The organism is Streptomyces sp. NPDC006516 (assembly GCF_040611875.1).
In the GTDB taxonomy this organism is placed as follows: domain Bacteria; phylum Actinomycetota; class Actinomycetes; order Streptomycetales; family Streptomycetaceae; genus Streptomyces.
In genome coordinates this window covers 107015-123193 of the sequence record NZ_JBEXPD010000006.1, presented here as the reverse complement: position 1 = coordinate 123193, position 16179 = coordinate 107015, and the positions used below count along the sequence as shown (strand labels likewise).

The 16179-nt window shown below is 70.0% G+C and carries 19 protein-coding genes and 1 pseudogene; 8 read left to right on the top strand and 12 right to left on the bottom strand.

Annotated elements, in window-relative coordinates:
- Positions 1 to 234 precede the first annotated feature (234 nt).
- Positions 235 to 651, top strand: coding sequence for a DUF393 domain-containing protein (locus ABZY45_RS18815; RefSeq protein WP_356741296.1), 417 nt, complete (start codon positions 235 to 237; stop codon positions 649 to 651).
- A 107-nt stretch (positions 652 to 758) separates the two neighbouring features.
- Here ABZY45_RS18815 and ABZY45_RS18810 read toward each other — a convergent pair whose 3' ends face one another.
- From ABZY45_RS18810 to ABZY45_RS18800, 3 genes are all read right to left on the bottom strand, one after another.
- Positions 759 to 1106 carry a hypothetical protein gene (locus ABZY45_RS18810; RefSeq protein WP_356741294.1) on the bottom strand — a complete coding sequence of 116 codons (348 nt, stop codon included), beginning with the start codon at positions 1104 to 1106 and terminating at the stop codon, positions 759 to 761.
- Between the two features lie 419 nt (positions 1107 to 1525).
- The gene (locus ABZY45_RS18805) at positions 1526 to 2287 is read right to left on the bottom strand and encodes a MerR family transcriptional regulator (protein ID WP_356741292.1); all 762 of its coding nucleotides are present in this window, start codon (positions 2285 to 2287) and stop codon (positions 1526 to 1528) included.
- 177 nt (positions 2288 to 2464) lie between these two features.
- Positions 2465 to 3010, bottom strand: coding sequence for an AAA family ATPase (locus ABZY45_RS18800; RefSeq protein WP_356741626.1), 546 nt, complete (start codon positions 3008 to 3010; stop codon positions 2465 to 2467).
- A 299-nt stretch (positions 3011 to 3309) separates the two neighbouring features.
- Here ABZY45_RS18800 and ABZY45_RS18795 point away from each other — a divergent pair, with 299 nt between their 5' ends.
- Positions 3310 to 4380, top strand: a complete 1071-nt coding sequence (locus ABZY45_RS18795) for a YncE family protein (RefSeq protein WP_356741290.1) — start codon at positions 3310 to 3312, stop codon at positions 4378 to 4380.
- 306 nt (positions 4381 to 4686) lie between these two features.
- Here ABZY45_RS18795 and ABZY45_RS18790 read toward each other — a convergent pair whose 3' ends face one another.
- Complete coding sequence (locus ABZY45_RS18790) at positions 4687 to 5073, bottom strand: VOC family protein (protein WP_356741288.1); 387 nt, start codon at positions 5071 to 5073, stop codon at positions 4687 to 4689.
- 87 nt (positions 5074 to 5160) lie between these two features.
- Complete coding sequence (gene hemC / locus ABZY45_RS18785; protein WP_356741286.1) at positions 5161 to 6096, bottom strand: hydroxymethylbilane synthase; 936 nt, start codon at positions 6094 to 6096, stop codon at positions 5161 to 5163.
- 407 nt (positions 6097 to 6503) lie between these two features.
- Here hemC and ABZY45_RS18780 point away from each other — a divergent pair, with 407 nt between their 5' ends.
- Complete coding sequence (locus tag ABZY45_RS18780) at positions 6504 to 7319, top strand: SAM-dependent methyltransferase (protein WP_356741285.1); 816 nt, start codon at positions 6504 to 6506, stop codon at positions 7317 to 7319.
- Between the two features lie 153 nt (positions 7320 to 7472).
- On the opposite strand, the gene ABZY45_RS18775 is transcribed toward ABZY45_RS18780, so the two are convergent.
- Entirely contained in the window at positions 7473 to 8381 is a 909-nt protein-coding gene (locus ABZY45_RS18775; RefSeq protein ID WP_356741284.1) for a helix-turn-helix transcriptional regulator, read from the bottom strand.
- 108 nt (positions 8382 to 8489) lie between these two features.
- Positions 8490 to 8726: a DUF397 domain-containing protein gene (locus ABZY45_RS18770; protein ID WP_356741282.1), complete on the bottom strand. Its 237-nt coding sequence runs from the start codon at positions 8724 to 8726 to the stop codon at positions 8490 to 8492.
- A 209-nt stretch (positions 8727 to 8935) separates the two neighbouring features.
- On the opposite strand from ABZY45_RS18770, the pseudogene ABZY45_RS18765 reads away from it, so the two are divergent.
- Positions 8936 to 9424, top strand: a pseudogene (locus ABZY45_RS18765) (ATP-binding protein); the annotation flags it as partial.
- 23 nt (positions 9425 to 9447) lie between these two features.
- Here ABZY45_RS18765 and ABZY45_RS18760 read toward each other — a convergent pair.
- From ABZY45_RS18760 to ABZY45_RS18750, 3 genes are all read right to left on the bottom strand, one after another.
- Positions 9448 to 10095, bottom strand: a complete 648-nt coding sequence (locus tag ABZY45_RS18760) for an SGNH/GDSL hydrolase family protein (protein WP_356741281.1) — start codon at positions 10093 to 10095, stop codon at positions 9448 to 9450.
- A 73-nt stretch (positions 10096 to 10168) separates the two neighbouring features.
- Positions 10169 to 10330 carry a hypothetical protein gene (locus ABZY45_RS18755; RefSeq protein ID WP_356741280.1) on the bottom strand — a complete coding sequence of 54 codons (162 nt, stop codon included), beginning with the start codon at positions 10328 to 10330 and terminating at the stop codon, positions 10169 to 10171.
- 239 nt (positions 10331 to 10569) lie between these two features.
- A complete protein-coding gene (locus tag ABZY45_RS18750; protein WP_356741278.1) occupies positions 10570 to 10980 on the bottom strand; it encodes an organic hydroperoxide resistance protein in 411 nt (136 codons plus the stop codon).
- Positions 10981 to 11090: 110 nt separating this feature from the next.
- Between ABZY45_RS18750 and ABZY45_RS18745 the strand changes: the two genes are divergently transcribed.
- From ABZY45_RS18745 to ABZY45_RS18735, 3 genes are all read left to right on the top strand, one after another.
- Positions 11091 to 11570 (top strand): MarR family transcriptional regulator, encoded by a 480-nt coding sequence (locus ABZY45_RS18745; protein ID WP_356741276.1) that lies wholly within the window; start codon positions 11091 to 11093, stop codon positions 11568 to 11570.
- Positions 11571 to 11659: 89 nt separating this feature from the next.
- Positions 11660 to 12493 (top strand): PP2C family protein-serine/threonine phosphatase, encoded by an 834-nt coding sequence (locus ABZY45_RS18740; RefSeq protein ID WP_356741274.1) that lies wholly within the window; start codon positions 11660 to 11662, stop codon positions 12491 to 12493.
- Between the two features lie 61 nt (positions 12494 to 12554).
- Entirely contained in the window at positions 12555 to 13514 is a 960-nt protein-coding gene (locus ABZY45_RS18735) for an MASE1 domain-containing protein (RefSeq protein ID WP_356741272.1), read from the top strand.
- Between the two features lie 37 nt (positions 13515 to 13551).
- On the opposite strand, the gene ABZY45_RS18730 is transcribed toward ABZY45_RS18735, so the two are convergent.
- Positions 13552 to 14841 carry an FAD-binding protein gene (locus tag ABZY45_RS18730; RefSeq protein WP_356741270.1) on the bottom strand — a complete coding sequence of 430 codons (1290 nt, stop codon included), beginning with the start codon at positions 14839 to 14841 and terminating at the stop codon, positions 13552 to 13554.
- 34 nt (positions 14842 to 14875) lie between these two features.
- Positions 14876 to 15676: an SAM-dependent methyltransferase gene (locus ABZY45_RS18725; protein WP_356741268.1), complete on the bottom strand. Its 801-nt coding sequence runs from the start codon at positions 15674 to 15676 to the stop codon at positions 14876 to 14878.
- A 305-nt stretch (positions 15677 to 15981) separates the two neighbouring features.
- On the opposite strand from ABZY45_RS18725, the gene ABZY45_RS18720 reads away from it, so the two are divergent.
- A complete protein-coding gene (locus ABZY45_RS18720) occupies positions 15982 to 16176 on the top strand; it encodes an antitoxin (RefSeq protein ID WP_356741266.1) in 195 nt (64 codons plus the stop codon).
- Positions 16177 to 16179: the final 3 nt, after the last annotated feature.

Sequence of the window (16179 nt, the reverse complement as noted above, 5' to 3'; positions counted from 1 at the left end):
AGGAGCCCGTCGGCTCACTTGGTCAACGGCCCGCCCCGGGTAAAGGTTCCGCAAAGTAGCCGATCCTTTTGCTCCGCGGTCCTTGTCGCCCGCCAGGACTCGTCGTGACCGCCACGTGCGACGCTCCGCCATGCCCCGGCGCCGAAGCGCGCCCCGGCCCTCGGCCTGGGCGGCGACGCCACCGTCCCCGTAGGCATGGCGGAGCGTCGCCGCGCTGTGCGGCATCATCGAGTCATGCGCACCCGACCTGTACTCGTCTACGACGGTGACTGCTCCTTCTGCACGTCCTCGGTGATCTTCGCCGAACGGCGTATCCGGCCCCGCTGCGAGATCAGCCCCTGGCAGTTCGCCGATCTTGAATCCTTGGGTACGACTCAGGAGCGCGCCGTGCACGAGGTGTTGTGGATCACGCCGACCGGTTCGATCCACGGTGGTGCGCAGGCGGTCGCCAAGCTGCTGCTGAGCGCCGGAAAGGGCTGGAGTGTTCTGGGAGCACTGCTCACCCTGCCGCCGTTCCGCTGGCTCGCCCACGGGGTCTACCGGCTCGTCGCGGACAACCGTGAACGTCTGCCGGGCGGGACGCCCGCGTGCGCTCTGCCTCCGGACCGTCGTCCCCAGCCCCCGGCGAACCCGGCGCGCACCGAACGCTGAGCCCGCAGGGGCAGAACCCCGCGCCGTATCACTGTCGGCGCGGCCCGCTCGGCGCGGCGGATGGCTCCGCTGCTCCACAGCCGCCGTTCCACACGCCTGACGGCGCGTCACGGCCACGTGATCCCCGCCTGCCTCTGCTGCCGCACACGCCGGGTCATGACCGCGCCAGGGATGGCGACCGCGAGCAGGACAGGGATCGCGAGGGCGATCCCGACCCAGAGCACGATGGCGAGGTAACCGTAGGCGGCGTTCGCCGAGTCAGCGTCCGCCTGCACGAGGAGGACGACGCTCACCACGACCGCGGCCACCACGAGGACCGCGATGACGATCGCGAGCCCGACGAGGATGCGAGCCCAGCGCCGGTAGCCGGCACTGAGTTCCGGTGCTCGCGGCGGCACATACGCCCCCGGGGGGAAGGGCATCCGGGCGGGGTGAGGGGGCTGCTGGTCATACATGAGGCCCAGTTCTAGTGTGCGCGGCCCGGAAACACCACCCTCGTCCCGATGGCGCACACGGCACCGGAGCGTGCCGACCCCGGCCCTCACCCGGCCGGGCGGGAGAGGTTCATGGTGGCGCCAGCGATCAGCCGAGGGCTCGACGCAGCAGATCGGCTTGTGTAGGCGGGCGCTCGTGGCAGCCTTCAGCGGGACCTGTCCACCCGCGCACCATCCGCGCCTGAGCCACCCGCCGTCGCGCCACCCGCGGTTTCTGTCATGGCCGGACTGATCCTCCTCACGCTCGTCGCTCCACCCCCCGCGCGGATGGAGCGACGAGCGGTGGGCCCACCGTTCTCTGCCACGAGCCACATGTCGGCCGCACCGCCCGGTGACGGCGCCGCAGGGCTTCGCCCTTCGCCGCCGTCCCGGGTGCCGGCTCAGCGCAGCTCGGACGCGGCGTAGGCCTCGACGGCGTCCCGCTGGTACGTGGCCAGACCGGGCGCGATCGCTTCGTACGCCGTCCGCAACCGCTCGTTGTCCACGCAGGAGCGCCCCATCGCACGGAACTCCTCGCCGGACACGGCGCGCAGACGGCTGAGCGCCTGGTACTGCGCGTCGATCTCGGCCTGTACGGGTGCGGCGTCGGCCGGGTGGCCGGCGGCCAGCAGATCCGCCAGCCGGATCATCTGCGCCGTGCGCTCACGGTGTCCGGCCTCGACCTCCTCCTGGCTCATCGTTGCGGTGCGGCGGCCGACCGCGTCGGCGTGCTCGGGGAATTCGCGCAGTGAGTCTGCGTACTGAGCGGGCTGTACACCCTCGAACAGGTTCTCCGGTCGGTTGACGGCAGTCATGGGCATTCCGTCCTTCCTGGACTGTTCCAGTTCGGCGATCGTGCGCGAGACGGTCTCGGCCAGGGCATCCAGCCGGTCGCGCTCCGCGAGCAGTCGGCGCCGGTGACCGCGCAGGGCCTCCACCTCGTCGACCTGTTCGGCCAGTACGCGGCCGATCTCCGGCAGGCCCACTCCGAGCGCCCGCAGCACGAGGATCTGCTGCAACAGCAGGAGCTGTGGCTCCTCGTAGTAGCGGTGCCCGTTGGTTCCGATCCGGGCCGGAGGCAGGAGCCCGATCTCGTCGTAATGCCGCAGAGTGCGGGCGGTCACACCCGACATCCGGGCGACCTCCGCGATCGGCCACCGCATGACAGCTCCCTCACGAACGCTCCACCGGGCCGGCCTCTCCGGCCCTGGTCATGACGGTAGAAGCTGCCGTTGCGGCAGCTTCAACCCCTGACGGCACAGCATCTCCACGCCCTGCCGCCGAGGGGTGATGCGGTCACGCACGGCGCGTCAGGGGGTACGGCGCGTTTCCGCCGGGCCTCAGGACTCCATGGCGGGGAGAGCGGCCAGACCGGTCTCGCGCATGATGCGGTCGACGGTCGAGGCGAGGCTGCTGTCGGCGCCGATGACGGTCTCGATGCCGTTCGGCAGCAGATCCAGTTCCCGGTACCAGGCGCGCAACTGCGACTCACCGACCTCGTCGGCGATCGGCTTGGTGGAGTGCCGGGCGAGGCTCTGCTCGAACGGCACGTGAAGGTAATAGGCGCAGGTGGGGCCGCGGTGGTCGGCGCGCAGCCGGGCGAGCATGTCGCCGTAGTGGTCGGCGTACAAAATGCCCTCGACCACGACGTGATAGCCGGCGTCCAGGGCGTAGCGGGCGGTCATGTCGATCAGGCCGATGTTCGCGGCGCCCCGCCGGTCCCGTTCTCGTAGCACCACGCGACGGAGGTTGTCCTGGGCGACCAGGGCCAGGCCCCGGCCGAAGGCGTCGCGGAGGCCACCGGCCACGCTCGACTTACCTGAGGCACTGTTGCCGCGCACGATGACGAGCCTGGTCGTCTCGGTACCTGCCCTCACGGCGGCCAGGCTACCGGCCCTACTGTGACGAACCGGCCCTCGCCGGTGGGCCGGTGCACACCGGACCGAGCGGTGATGGCGGGACGTGAACCCGTGTTCCGGTTGCCCTTTGAGCAAAGATTAGCTTAGGCTTGCCTAACTTTTACTCGGGAGGTCGAGCCCTGGAGAATCCGCGTGCTGAGTGCCCGTCACTCCGCGCGTCTCCGTGCATCCGGGCCCCCGGCAGCCGAAAGAGAAGGGCGCGGTCCATCCGCGTCCGCAGACCGCGGGCGCCTCGCAGGAGGTGCCCGCCAGGGAGAACAGCACCCATGGCTTCGCTCAACCGCCGTGTCCGCCGCGCCGCGGCGACCGCCGTGGCCCTCGCCGCCTGCACCGCACTCGCGCCGGCCGGCACCGCATCGGCGGGCACCAGCACCCTGCACCGCCCGCACGTCACGACGGTGCCGCTCGCGCAGGGTCTCTACCAGTCGGCCTACTCCGAGCGCAACGACGTGCTGTGGGCCACCGCTTCCGTGGGGCAGCCGCCGGCCCCGACCACCGGATCCCAGCTCCTGCGGATCGACCCCTCCACTCTCGAGGTGGAGGCCGCCTACACACCTCCCACCGGCAGCACGGTGGAGGCCGTCTACGGCATCGATGTGGACGACGAGCACAACACCCTCTGGGTCACCAACACCCGGAACAACTCCGTCGCCGTATACAGCCAGAGGACCGGCAGGCATCTCGCCACACGCCCGGACGTGAACCACTCCCGTGAGGTCGTCGTGGACGAGCGACGGGACCTCGTGTGGGCGAGCTCCTTCAGCGACGGCGCACTTGTCGCCTTCGACAGCCGCACCTTCAAGGAGGTCAGGCGAGTCACCGTGGAGGGCAGCGGCCCGACGGGTCTCGCGGTCGACGAGCGGAGCGGGACGGTCTACGCCACCGATTTCACCAACAGCCGGATCATCGAGCTGACCCCGGGTTCCTCGGCCCCGCGGCTCATCCCCACGGGCACCGGACCGCTCTCGATCTCGCTCTCCCGGGACGGCCGGACCGCCTACACGGCCGATCAGGGCTCGGGCACACTTTCCGTGGTGGATCTGAAAAGCGGCACGGTCGCCCGGTCGGTACCCACAGGAGAAGGCGCGAAATCCGTGGCTACCGAGCCGTGCTCGGGCAACGTCCTGGTCGTGAACCGCCTGGCGAACAGCGTCTCGGTGGTCGATCCGCGGGTGGGAAGCGTCGTGGAGACCGTGGCCACGAGTGCGCTCCCCAATCACGTCAAGGTGACCGACGACAGCACCGCCTATGTCCTCGACAAGTCCGCCTCTGGCCCAGCCGGCGAGGACGGACTGACCCGGATACGCCTGGACTCCGGAGCGCACAAGGGGTGTTGACGCCGGGCGGAGGATGCGACGAGGCGACCCCCGCCACCGTCGCCGTACGCGACGTCATCTTGCCCGCGACACCCCGGTCGGCGGGTCGGCGGGTCGGCGGCTGATCGGGGGCACCGGCCTACTGTGGAACCGTGCCGGCGCGGCATCCGCCGTGCGGGTCCCACGATCGAGAGCCATCAGGCCGCCGGACTCCGACCCCGTCGTGCTCGCCGCGCTCTCGCGTCGCGGCACCCGGGAGGCGGAGCACCGGGACGCTCTGATCGCACAGGCCGCCCGCGTCACGTTCGCGGTCCTCGCCCCGGCGTCTCAAGGGCGGTAGCGCAGCGGGTGGTCCGAGGGGACCTGGGTCAGGACGATGCGGTGGCCGTCCGGGTCCGCGATCCACATCTCGATCAGCCCCCACGGCTCCTGGACCGGCGGCCGCAGGATGCGCGCGCCGCGCGCCGACAGTTCCTCGTGCGCCGCCGCGCAGTCCTCGACCTGCATCCATAGCCGCAGTGTGTCGGCCGGCGGCCCATCGGCACGTCCGGAGACCTCCAGGAAGCCGCCGCCGAGGAAATAGACCGTCCCCCGCTCCCGGCCCGTTCCGAACTCTCTGTAGACGGAGAGCCCGAGCGTCCCTCCGTAGAAGTCGCGCGAGGCATCGGGGTCACTGGGCCGCAGCAGCACCCGGCTGCTCAGTACATGCACCATGGTCCCGACCTTACGCGGACGTACGGGCCGGAGAAGTGACACGCTGCGGCCCGTACGTCATGGAACTGCGGTACGGCAGCCGGCGGCTCAGTGCGCGATCGAGTCGATCAGCTCGCGGGCGCCTTGACGGAGCAGGGTGACGGCCACGGAGGTGCCGAGCGTTGCGGGGTCGAGCGGACCGGCCCACTCGTGTGCGTTGAGGACGGTCTTCCCGTCGGGGGTGAAGACGCAGGCACGCAACGAGAGGTCCCCGTTGCGGTGGGCTGTGGCGTACCCGGCGATCGGGGAGTTGCAGTGTCCCTGGAGAACGTGCAGGAACATGCGCTCCGCCGTCACCTCACGGAAGGTGCCGGGGTGATTCAGCGCGCCGACCGCGTCGATGGTCGCGGTGTCTTCTTCACGGCATTGCAGGGCGAGGACGCCGGCTCCGATCGGGGGGCACATCGTCTCGGGTCCGAGGGTTTCACTGATCACGTCCGGCCGGCCGATCCGGTGGAGGCCGGCGACGGCGAGGAGGAGCGCGTCGGCCTCCCCCGCCGCCAGCTTCGCCAGCCGCCGGTTGGCGTTGCCCCGGAACGGGACGCACGTCAAGTGGGGGTGCGAGGAGGCCAGTTGGGCGACCCGGCGTACGGAGGACGTGCCGATACGGGTGCCTTCGGTGAGCTGGTCCAGAGTGAGACCCTCAGGGTGGACGAGAGCGTCGCGGATGTCGTCGCGCTCCAGGAAGGCGGCGAAGGTCGTTCCGGCGGGCAGCGGGCGGTCCGCCGGAATGTCCTTGACGCAGTGGACGGCGAGGTCGGCCTCCCCTGCGAGCAGGGCCGCGTCGACCTCCTTGGTGAACGCCCCCTTGCCTTCGACCTTCGAGAGGTCTCCCAGCCACTTGTCACCCGTGGTCCTCACGGGAACGACCTCGGTGACGGTGGCCGGGTACAGGGCGGCCAGTTCGGCCCGGACGCGTTCGACCTGGGCCAGGGCCATGGGTGAGTCGCGCGAGACGATGCGGATCAGCTCAGGGGCGGACATGCACCCAACGATAGTGCGCCGGAGCGGGGCAGTGAATGTCCGACGCCGACCCACACCCCACTTTCGGGCTGTTCCACCGGTGAACACCTCAGGGATGCACGGTCGATTTCAAGCCGCATCGGAACAACGCTCTGTACGGACGAAGCGTGGCCGCCACCTTGCGCCCTCATGTGAGGAAGGGCTGTCCACCAGGGCATATTGACAGCCCGATGGCGATGTTGGACGGCATATGCCGGTGCTCGCAGGGTGAATGGCGGCGGCACGGGTGTCCGGCATGGTTCGCACCTGGCTGATTAGTCGTCACGCAGCCTCCCTCACTCCCCCGAGGACTGTCAGCCGCCCCACGAGGTCCCTAGCATGACCCCTCACTGACACCGACTTCTTCTCTCAGAACCGCGAGGGACTGGATGAGCCACGGGGACACCTCCATTCCGAAGAACATCGACGTGAACGTACCGAGCGTCGCGCGTATGTACGACTACTACCTGGGCGGCAAGGACAACTACCCCGCCGACCGGGTCGCGTGCGAGCAGTTGCTGGAGGTCGTGCCGAGCACGAAGGTCCTTGCCGTGAACAACCGCCGGTTCCTGCGGCGGGTGGTGCACCATCTGGCCTCCGAGTACGGGATCCGCCAGTTCATCGACCACGGATCCGGGCTGCCGACCCAGGACAACGTGCATCAGGTCGCCCAGCTGGTGGACCCCGGCGCCAGGGTGGTCTACATAGACAACGACCCGATCGTCCTGGCCCACGGCAAGGCCATACTCGAGGAGAACGACCGGACCGCGGTCATCCAGGCGGACATGCGCGACACCGACGGGATTCTGGGTCACCCCGAGGTGCGTCGGCTCATCGATCTCGACGAGCCCGTGGCCGCCCTGTTCGTGTCCGTGCTGCACTGCATCCCCGACGAGGACGACCCGGCGGGCCTGGTGCGCAGGGTGGCCGACCGGCTGGCGCCGGGGAGCTTCCTCGTGGTGTGCCAGCTCGTGAGCGAGGACGCCGCAACACGCGACTTCGTCACCGACTTCATGGCAAAGAGCACCGGCAACCAGTGGGGACGGGTGCGCAGACAGGACGACGTGCGCGACTTCCTCGACGGCCTCGACATCCTGGAGCCCGGCCTGGTGGAGGTCTCGACCTGGCGACCGGATTCGGATCTGGCGCCGAAGCAGGAAACCCAGGAGTGGATCGAGTACGGCGGCGTCGGCCGCAAGTGGTGACGGAACAGGCAGGGACGGCCGCCCAGCGGTGCCGGCGCGGACAGGCTGCCGCCCTGCGGTGAGGGCCGAGCAGGAACGGGGCAGGCCGCAACGGCATCGAGTCGGAGCGGCCTGCCTCTCAGCCACGGCGCCCGTGCCGGCGCCGCCTGCCCTTCAGCTGTAGCGCCCGAGGGCCTGCCTCAGCAGGTCCCTGCTCTCCGCCGGACTCGGGGACTGGGCGCTGAGGGAGTCCAGGATCCAGCGGTACTCGTCCGTGCTCTCCTGCTTGTTCACCGAGGTGGCGTTGGTCAGGTGCTCGATGTACGCGACATCGGGCAGCCCCTCCAGCGCGAACCGCAGATAGGTGATGCCGTTGCCCGGAGACGTGTGTGCGGTCACCTCGAACGGAGCCACCTGCACGATCACATGAGGCTTTTCCGTCATGTCCAGCAGATGTGCGAGCTGCTCACGCATCACGCGGGCACCGCCCGTGGGGCGCAGCAGTACCGCCTCGTCGAGCAGCACCCAGAGCTTGGGAGCGTCGGGGCGCCGGAGCAGTTCCTGCCGCTTGAGGCGGAGTTCGACCCGGCGCCGCGTGATCTCTTCCGACTCGAGGGCGTGTCCGGAACGCACCACCGCGTAGGCGTAGTCGGCCGTCTGCAGCAACCCGGGGATGTAGTGCCCCTCGTAGGTCCGGATCGACGCCGCCGCCTCCTCCAGACCCACAAGTGGCTCGAACCAGTCTGGCAGCACGTCGGCGTAGTTGCGCCACCAGCCGCGCTGCCCTGCCCGGCGCACCAGTTCGATGAATTCGGCCGTCCTCGCGGGATCGGTCACACCGTAGAGGGCGAGCAGATCGACGGCGTCGCGTTCCTTGCACGGGGAGTGCCCCGTCTCCAGCCTGCTGATCTTCGCGGTGGAACAGCGGATCCGGGCTGCCGCGGCCTCGGGGGTGAACCCCGCCTCTCCGCGCATACGCCGCAGCTGTGCACCCAGAACCAGCCGCAGGGCAGTGGGACTTGACCCCGCGGCCTGCGCGAGCGCCGGCTTCCGTAACGGCTGAAGCGGTTCGATTCCGGGCATGCGGACTCCTGAGGACGGGCGTCGTGACGCCAGTGTGCCATCAGGAGCCCCAAGAGGTCCTGCCGGTACGTGAAAGCCGTACCGATTCAGCCTTTCGCTCTGCGGATCTCAGCCGGCCATGCCGTCGAAGTCGCCGTCCCTGACGCCGGCGAGGAACGCGCGCACCTCGTCGTGGGTGTAGACGAGAGCGGGGCCTTCGGGGTGCCTGGAGTTGCGGACGGCCACTCCTCCTGCGGGCAGGAGCGCCATCTCGACGCAGTTGCCACTCGGATTGCTGTGACGGCTCTTCTTCCACTCCACGCCCGTGAGGGAGTTGGCGGGAACACCGTTGTCGATGTGCTGCATGCGAACGATTCCTTTCTTCGGCCTGGAATGCGGACTGCCCCTGGTGCGCGGCCAGGATCCGCCTCACGGTGAACAGTTGTCCCCTGCTCACACCCCGGGGTGCAATTTCGGATGCAATTGCACCGCGTGGACGGACGGCGAGGATACTAGTGGTCGCCCGGCCCCCACGGCACCATCGACCGGCCTTGTGCGGAGGATGATCAGCGCTCATGCACGCGCAGAACACATCAGGTGACGCAGCGGCGGCGACCGACCCGCCAGGTCGGGCGGAGGTCGCTCCGGACCCGCACGAGGAGCTGGCACGGGATCTGGGCATCGCTGCCCCGGGCTTCACCACGCGAGGGCTGGGACCCGGCCCGGACAGCCTGCGGCAGGCGCGCGCGTTCGTCCGCGAGGCGCTCGAGGCATGGGGTTTGCGCTACTGCGCGGACGACGTCGCCCTCGTGGCAGGCGAGTTGATGAGCAATGCGGTCTGTCACGGTCTGCGGTCTACCGCGGAGCCCACGGACCCGCCCGCCGCGCGGCTGGGCCTGGCACGTCAGGACAGCACCCTCGTCTGCGCCGTGAACGATCCGAACCCCGACGTGCCCGTGCTCCGCCCTGACGACGAATCGCTCGAACGGGGTAGGGGTCTGCGCATCATCGACGCGCTGTGCAGTTCATGGGGGTGGTCCCGGCCCACCCCGGCGGGCAAGACCGTCTGGGCCAGGATTCCGGTCTCTCAGGACCCGGAGGGGCCCACCCCCACCAGCGCCGCCCAGGCCTCCGCGAGCACGGTGTGCCCGTGCGGTGTCGGGTGGACTCCGTCCCCCGCGATGTGTTCGGCGCCGCCGGCGGCACGGGCGGCCTGGTTCAGCAGACCGTCCGCCGCCAGCAGCGCCGCGTCGAACTCCTCGGCCAGCCTGCGGACCGCCTGAATTTTGGGATCGAGGTCCTCACGCCAGGCCCACTGCTCGTCCGTCACGGGTACGAGGAAGGGCTCGATGAGGATCAGCTGGGTGTCCGGACCTTCCCGCACCTGCGTGAGGATGGCGCGGTAGTCGTCCTCGAACGCCCGCACCGGGGTGAGGTCGCCGGAGTCGTAGCGGCGCCAGGTGTCGTTCACACCGATGAGGATCGACACGACGTCGGGCCGGAGGCCGACGGCGTCCTGCCGCCACCGGGCCCGCAGATCCGCGACGCCGTCGCCGCCGACGCCCCGGTTGACGAACGTGACACCGCAGCCGGGCCGCGCGGCACGCACCAGGTCGGCCGCGATCCGCACGTAGCCGTTGCCCAGGGGTTTGTCCGGCTCCACGAGCCTGCCCACGTCGGTGATGCTGTCCCCCTGGAAGAGGACGGTTGCGGAGGGGTGCAGGCTGACGGTCACGCGGTGCTCCGTACGGGGTGAGGGGTCAGTGGGCGGCGGAATGATCCTGCCCACTGCGCCCCGGCATGATCCCCTAGCGCATGCCGGCCGAGGCGCGCACCGCGCTGAAGTCGAGCGCGCTCTCCACCTCCAGCAAGGTCTCCTCGGCGATGCGCCGCACCTCGGCAGGAACGTCGCCCTGCTCCTCCACCAGACCGGCGTAGATCGGCGCGTCGGATGTGTCTGCGGAACTCACGTGAAACTGCCTAACGATCGGTTATGCCCGCCAATCAGCGGAAACGGGAGCCGAGTGTACGCGCTCGGCTCCGGCCGCCTCCCGGCGGACCCGGGATACCGGCTTCGCCGCCTCCGGGCAGTACCTCACCCGGACGGGCGCCCGGAGGCGTCAGAGCGGGTAGGCGCAGCCGGATCCCGGGGCCCCGCTCCCACCGCCCGGAGAACCGCTTCCCCGGTCGGCGGGCGGCAAACCGGCGACTACTCGACGACGAGCTCGACCTCGATGTTGCCGCGCGTCGCCTTGGAGTACGGGCAGTAGGCGTGCGTCGCCTCGACCAGCTGCCGCCCCGTCTCACCCTCGAGCGCCTCCGGAAGTTCGACGCGCATGACCACGGAGAGACCGAAGCCGGTGTCGTCCTTGCCGATGGAGACCTCGGCCGTCACCGCGACGTCCTTGGTGTCGATCTTCATCTCGCGGCCCACCGAGCTCATCGCGCTGGCGAAGCAGGCGGCGTAACCGGCGGCGAAGAGCTGCTCCGGGTTGGTGCCCTCGCCGTTGCCACCGAGGGCCGGCGGCAGGGCGAGTGCCAGGTCGAGCCGTCCGTCCGAGCTCACGGCCCGGCCTTCGCGTCCGTTCGCGGTGGCGGCAGCGGTGTACAGCGCGTCCATGGGGTGTCCTCATCTCGTACGGAGGTGACCGCGGGCCGGCCACCTCCAAGAGAGTGACACACAATTTAATTGTGCACAACTGAATGGCCTCGGCAGGCTACTCTGGACCCATGACGCCACCACCCGCCCCCGTCCCCGGCCTGTCGGATCTGCCGGACGCCGAGCTCCTCCGGCTGGACCACCAGGTCTGCTTCTCCCTGCAGGCGGCCTCGCGCGCCTTCGGCGGCGTCTACAGGGAAGCGCTCAAGGACCTGGGGCTCACCTATCCCCAGTACCTGGCGATGATGGTGCTCTGGGAACACGGGCCGCTGCCGGTCAAGTCGATCGGCGAGCTGCTGCACCTGGACTCCGGCACACTGTCTCCGCTGCTGAAAAGGCTGGAGTCGGCGGGGCTCGTCGCGCGTGAGCGCAGCCCGCAGGACGAGCGGTCGGTGACGGTCCGGCTCACCGAGGCCGGAGCGGAGCTGCGTGCGCGCGCCCTCCACGTGCCCCGGGCGATCCTCAAGGCCACCGGCTTGTCCGTGGAGGAGGTCCTGGCGCTGCAGGAGACCCTGGGACGGCTCACCGCGTCCCTGGGACGAGCCGGCTGAACCTGCCCGTCCGCAGGCCGCGGCTCAGCGCTCGCAGGAGTTTCACCGCCGAAATAGGATGCAGGAACTATCGCAACGCGGAGCGGCCCATGAACCGGCGTCGAACTCCCCGGTCGGCGAGCGCAGAGGACCTGCTCAGCACACTGCAGCACCTGACCGCCCGTGCCCGGCAGGAAGTGGAGTTGCACCAGGCACGCGTCGAACTGGCGCAAGCCCTGCAGCGCAAGATGCTGCCTGCGGCGCTGCCCGCCCTGCCCGGGCTCCAGACCGCCGCCCGCTATGCTCCCGCGCGCGACGGGCTGGACATCGGAGGCGACTGGTACGACGGGTTCCTGCTGCCGGACGGGGCGCTCGGCCTCGCCATCGGCGATGTACAGGGCCATGACGTCGAGGCCGCCGCCTTCATGGGGCAGATCCGCATCGCCATGCGCGCCATCGCCAGCACGGCAGCCGACCCTGGTGAGGTCATGGGCCGCACGAACGATCTGATCCTCTCGATGGATTCCAGCCTCTTCGCGACCTGTTCCTTCCTCCGTCTGGATCCGGAGACCCGGGAGCTGCGGAGCGCCCGCGCCGGCCATGTCGCCTGTGTGTGGGCGACCGCGGACGGACGCTCAGGCATCACCGCGGACGCGGGGGGTCTGCCCCTGGGGATCGCTCTCCGCCAGCACTACCCCGTCACTCGGCGCGACCTCACCGTGGACGGTGCGTTCGTCCTGCTCACCGACGGAGTCATAGAGGGACCGTCGCTGTCGATCGACGACGGCCTGGAGCGGATCCGGCGGCTGGTGAGCGCCCATGCCGGAGCCGACGCGGAGGAACTCGCGGACCGGGTGCTCCAGGCCGCGGTCTTCACGGGCCACGAGGACGACGCGGCCGTCCTCGTTCTGCGCCACGACGCCACCCCGCCGGAACCGGGATGAGCGAAGGGCCACCGCGCGTGTCACCGGAGCCTGCCGTCATCAGCGGTGTCTGATGAGATGCGTGATCCGCAGCGAGGAAAACAGACGTCGAGCCGTGCTGGGTGTGCAGATGCTGGTCATCGCCGCTGCCTACTTCGGGTCCGCACAGCTCGGTCTGCTCAGACAGGTGGCGGTGGAGAGCTCGGTCGTCACCCCGCTGTGGCCGCCGTCGGGCATCGCCCTCGCCGCCTTCCTGTACGCGGGTCTACGGATCTGGCCGGGAGTCGCGGTGGGATCCCTGCTCACGGTCATGTCCTTGAGCGACGGCCTCACCTTCTGGGGCGTCGCCATCGTGGTGGGCAGCGCCCTGGCACCGCTATGCTCGTTTCTCGCGCTGCGCGTCGTGGGCTTCCGCACCGAACTGGACCGCCTGCGCGACGGCGTCGCCCTGGTCTTCCTCGGGGCGATGGGAGGCATGACCATCAGCGCCACCGCGGGAACCGGCGTCCAGCTGCTGAGCGGTTCTCTGCCCGCCAGCCAGTTCTGGCAGGTCTGGTCGGCGTGGTGGGCAGGCGACGCCATGGGGGTCCTCATGGTCACGCCGCTCCTCATCGTCCTGCGCAGGGTGCGGATGCCGCGGATGGACGACCGCTGGATCGAGACGGTGGCGCTCTCGGTCGTCGCGGTGGGGGCGACGGTCATCGCCACCAGGAGCTCCCTGTCCATGATCTACCTGCTCTTCCCGGTACTGGTGTGGGCCGCCCTCCGCTTCCAGCTGGCAGGGAGCGCCCCGTGCGCCCTCCTGATGTCCGTCATGGCGATCATCGCCGGAACGGAAGGTGTGGGTCCGTTCGCGAACCACTCCGTGCTCGAGGTCATGCTCAACCTGTGCATCCTCAACGGCTGCGTCGCACTCACCTCGCTCCTGCTCGCGGCCATCGTGACCGAGCACAACAACATCCGTCACGAGACGGAGGTGGCGTGCGAGGAGCTGGCCGCACTCGTGGAGGAACTCGCGCCGCGGCCTTCGGCGGGGAGCTGACCCGCCGGCCACGGAGCGGCACGGCATTCGGTGGAGCTCAGGCGTCACGGGGGAAGTGGTGCGCCAGGAAGCCGTTGCGGAACTTCCCGGCGGGGTCGAACCGGGCGGCGAGCCGGTCGAAGTCGTCGTAGTGCGGGTAGAGCCCTCGCAGCGTCCCGGGTGCCATGGTGAACACCTTGCCCCAGTGCGGCCGCGCGGCGAACGGGGCGAGGGCCTCCTCGACGGCTTCGAGCGCGGGTGTGACCGCTGCGGTGTCGGGCACCCAGGTGAAGTGGAACGCCACGGAATCCCGGCCCTGCGCCGGACTCAGCCACAGGTCGTCGCCGGCCACCGTGCGGATCTCGCCGATCTGGAGCACCGGGGCGAAGCGCTCCCGGATGCGGTCCAGGGCCTCGTAGGCCGCCACGGCGTCGCGCCGGGCGACGAAGTACTCCGACTGCAGCTCCTCGCCGTTGCTCGGGGTGAATTCGAGACGGAAATGCGGCAGCCGGGCGTGCCAGGGGCCGGGGACGCCCAACTGCTGCGTGCAGTGCTCGGCGGCCACGCCAGGAACCGGGTGCCGGGGCCCCGTGGCGAGCTTCGCGCCGTGCCACCGTTGCGGTGCGGTGCGGGGCCCGTCCTCGGTGACGCGCTGCTTCAGCCACACCTGGTCGACGGCCCCGCCGTGCCAGCCGGTGAAGAGGCTCACGCTGTAGGCCTCGGACATCACCTCGTCGAACCGGGAGAGCAGTCGCTCCTGGGGGAAGGCTTCGTACACCCACTGCTGGATGTCGAAGGCGGGTACGAGATCAAGAGTGAGGCGGGTGACCACTCCCAGAGCCCCCATCGACACCACCGCGCCGGCGAAGCCGGAGTCTCCCCGGCGCAGGGTCACCAGGCTGCCGTCCGCGGTGACGAGTTCCAGGGCCCGGACCGCACCGGCCAGGCAGTGGTTGCCCACACCCGAGCCGTGGGTGCCGGTGGCACAGGCGCCCGCGACGGAGATGTGGGGCAGGGAGCCCAGGTTGTGCAGGGCGAGGCCACGGCGGTGCAGCGTGTCCGTGATCTCGCCGAAACGCAGACCCGCGCTCACCGTCGCTGTCCGGGCGTCCTGGTCCACCTCGATCACGCGGGGCAGCCCGGCGACGGAGACGAGGGAGCCGACGGTGTCGGCGACGGTGTTGAAGGAGTGACCGGTGCCCAGCGCCCGCACCGCCGTCCCACCGGCGACCATCTCCTGGAGCTCCCCCACCGATGCGGGCATGTGCAGCTGCTGCGCACCGAAGGTGATGTTGCCCGCCCAGTTCGTGCGTCGGGCGGACCGGGCCTGCGCGGAATGATCGATCATGCCTACGGAGCATACGCCCCGCTCGCCGGCGGTCTCAGGGCTTGCGGCCCACACCGCTGACCGCGTGACCGGCGGCCGTCTCCTCGCCCCGGCCAGGTTCCGGACGCCAGTCGGACGTCCTGACCACGCCGGGGTCGAGCAGCCGCAGACCGTCGAAGAACTTCGCGATCCGCGCCGGGCTCCGCAGACGGTAGGAGTTCGCGGAATGCGCGTTGTACGCCTCGATCGCGTCGCTGAGCGCCTCACTGGTGTCCGTGCCGTCCGCAAGGACCAGATGACTTCCGCGCGGGAGCGCCGCCATCAGACGGGCGACCAGGGCCCACGGATCGTCGCTGTCGGGCAGCTGGCCCATGATGCCGAGCATGGTGAGGCCGACGGGCGCGTCGAGATCGAGGGTGCGGGAGGCCTGGTCGAGGATCCGGCCGGTGTCGCGGACGTCCGCGTCGATGTACGCGCAGGCTCCCTCCGGGGTGCTGGTGAGAAGGGCCCGGGCGTGCGTCAGGACGAGCGGGTCGTTGTCGACGTAGACGATCCGGGACTCCGGCGCCAGCCGCTGTGCGACCTCGTGGGTGTTGTCGGCCGTGGGGAGCCCCGTGCCGATGTCCAGGAACTGGCGGATTCCGGCGTCGGCTGTCAGATGGCGGACGGCACGTGCGAGAAAGGCCCTCTGGTCGCGTGCGATGCCGGCGATGTCGGGGAACGCCGTGAGAATCGTCTCCCCCGCCTCGACGTCGGCGGGGTAGTTGTCCTTGCCTCCGAGCAGGTAGTTCCAGACGCGCGCGGAGTGCGCTACGTCCGGGCGCAACCCCTCCGGGGGCCGGCGGTGATCGCTCATGTCGGCCTCGCACATCCTGGGCCCACGAGTCCCTCCAGGTCCGCGTGGGCGTCAGTACGGCAGGGGCCGGCCGGACGGGGTTCTCAGGTCCAGCGGGGGCGGCCCCGTGGGGGGCTGCGGTCGGCGGACGATCCGGATGCGGCCCACGGCCACCACCTCCCTGGTCATCCGGTATCTGCCCAGCCAGCCGCTCTTCACACGTCGAGGCCCCCCACAGGACGCTTCGGCTCCTGTCGCGGATGCGGACCTGGCGATGTGCGGTGAGGGTGGATGCGTGGGGGGAAGCCGAGCGAGGAGGATCCGCCATGTCCGCGATGGACAAGATCAAGAAGATGCTCAAGGGCCACGAGGACCAGGCCGGAAAGGGCGTCGACAAGGCCGGTGACATGATCGACGACCGGACCCAAGGCAAGTACGGCAAGCACGTAGACACCGGTCAGGACAAGCTCAAGCAGCAGTTCGGATCCGACCGCGACCCGGACAACCCGCCCCGCTCCTGACAC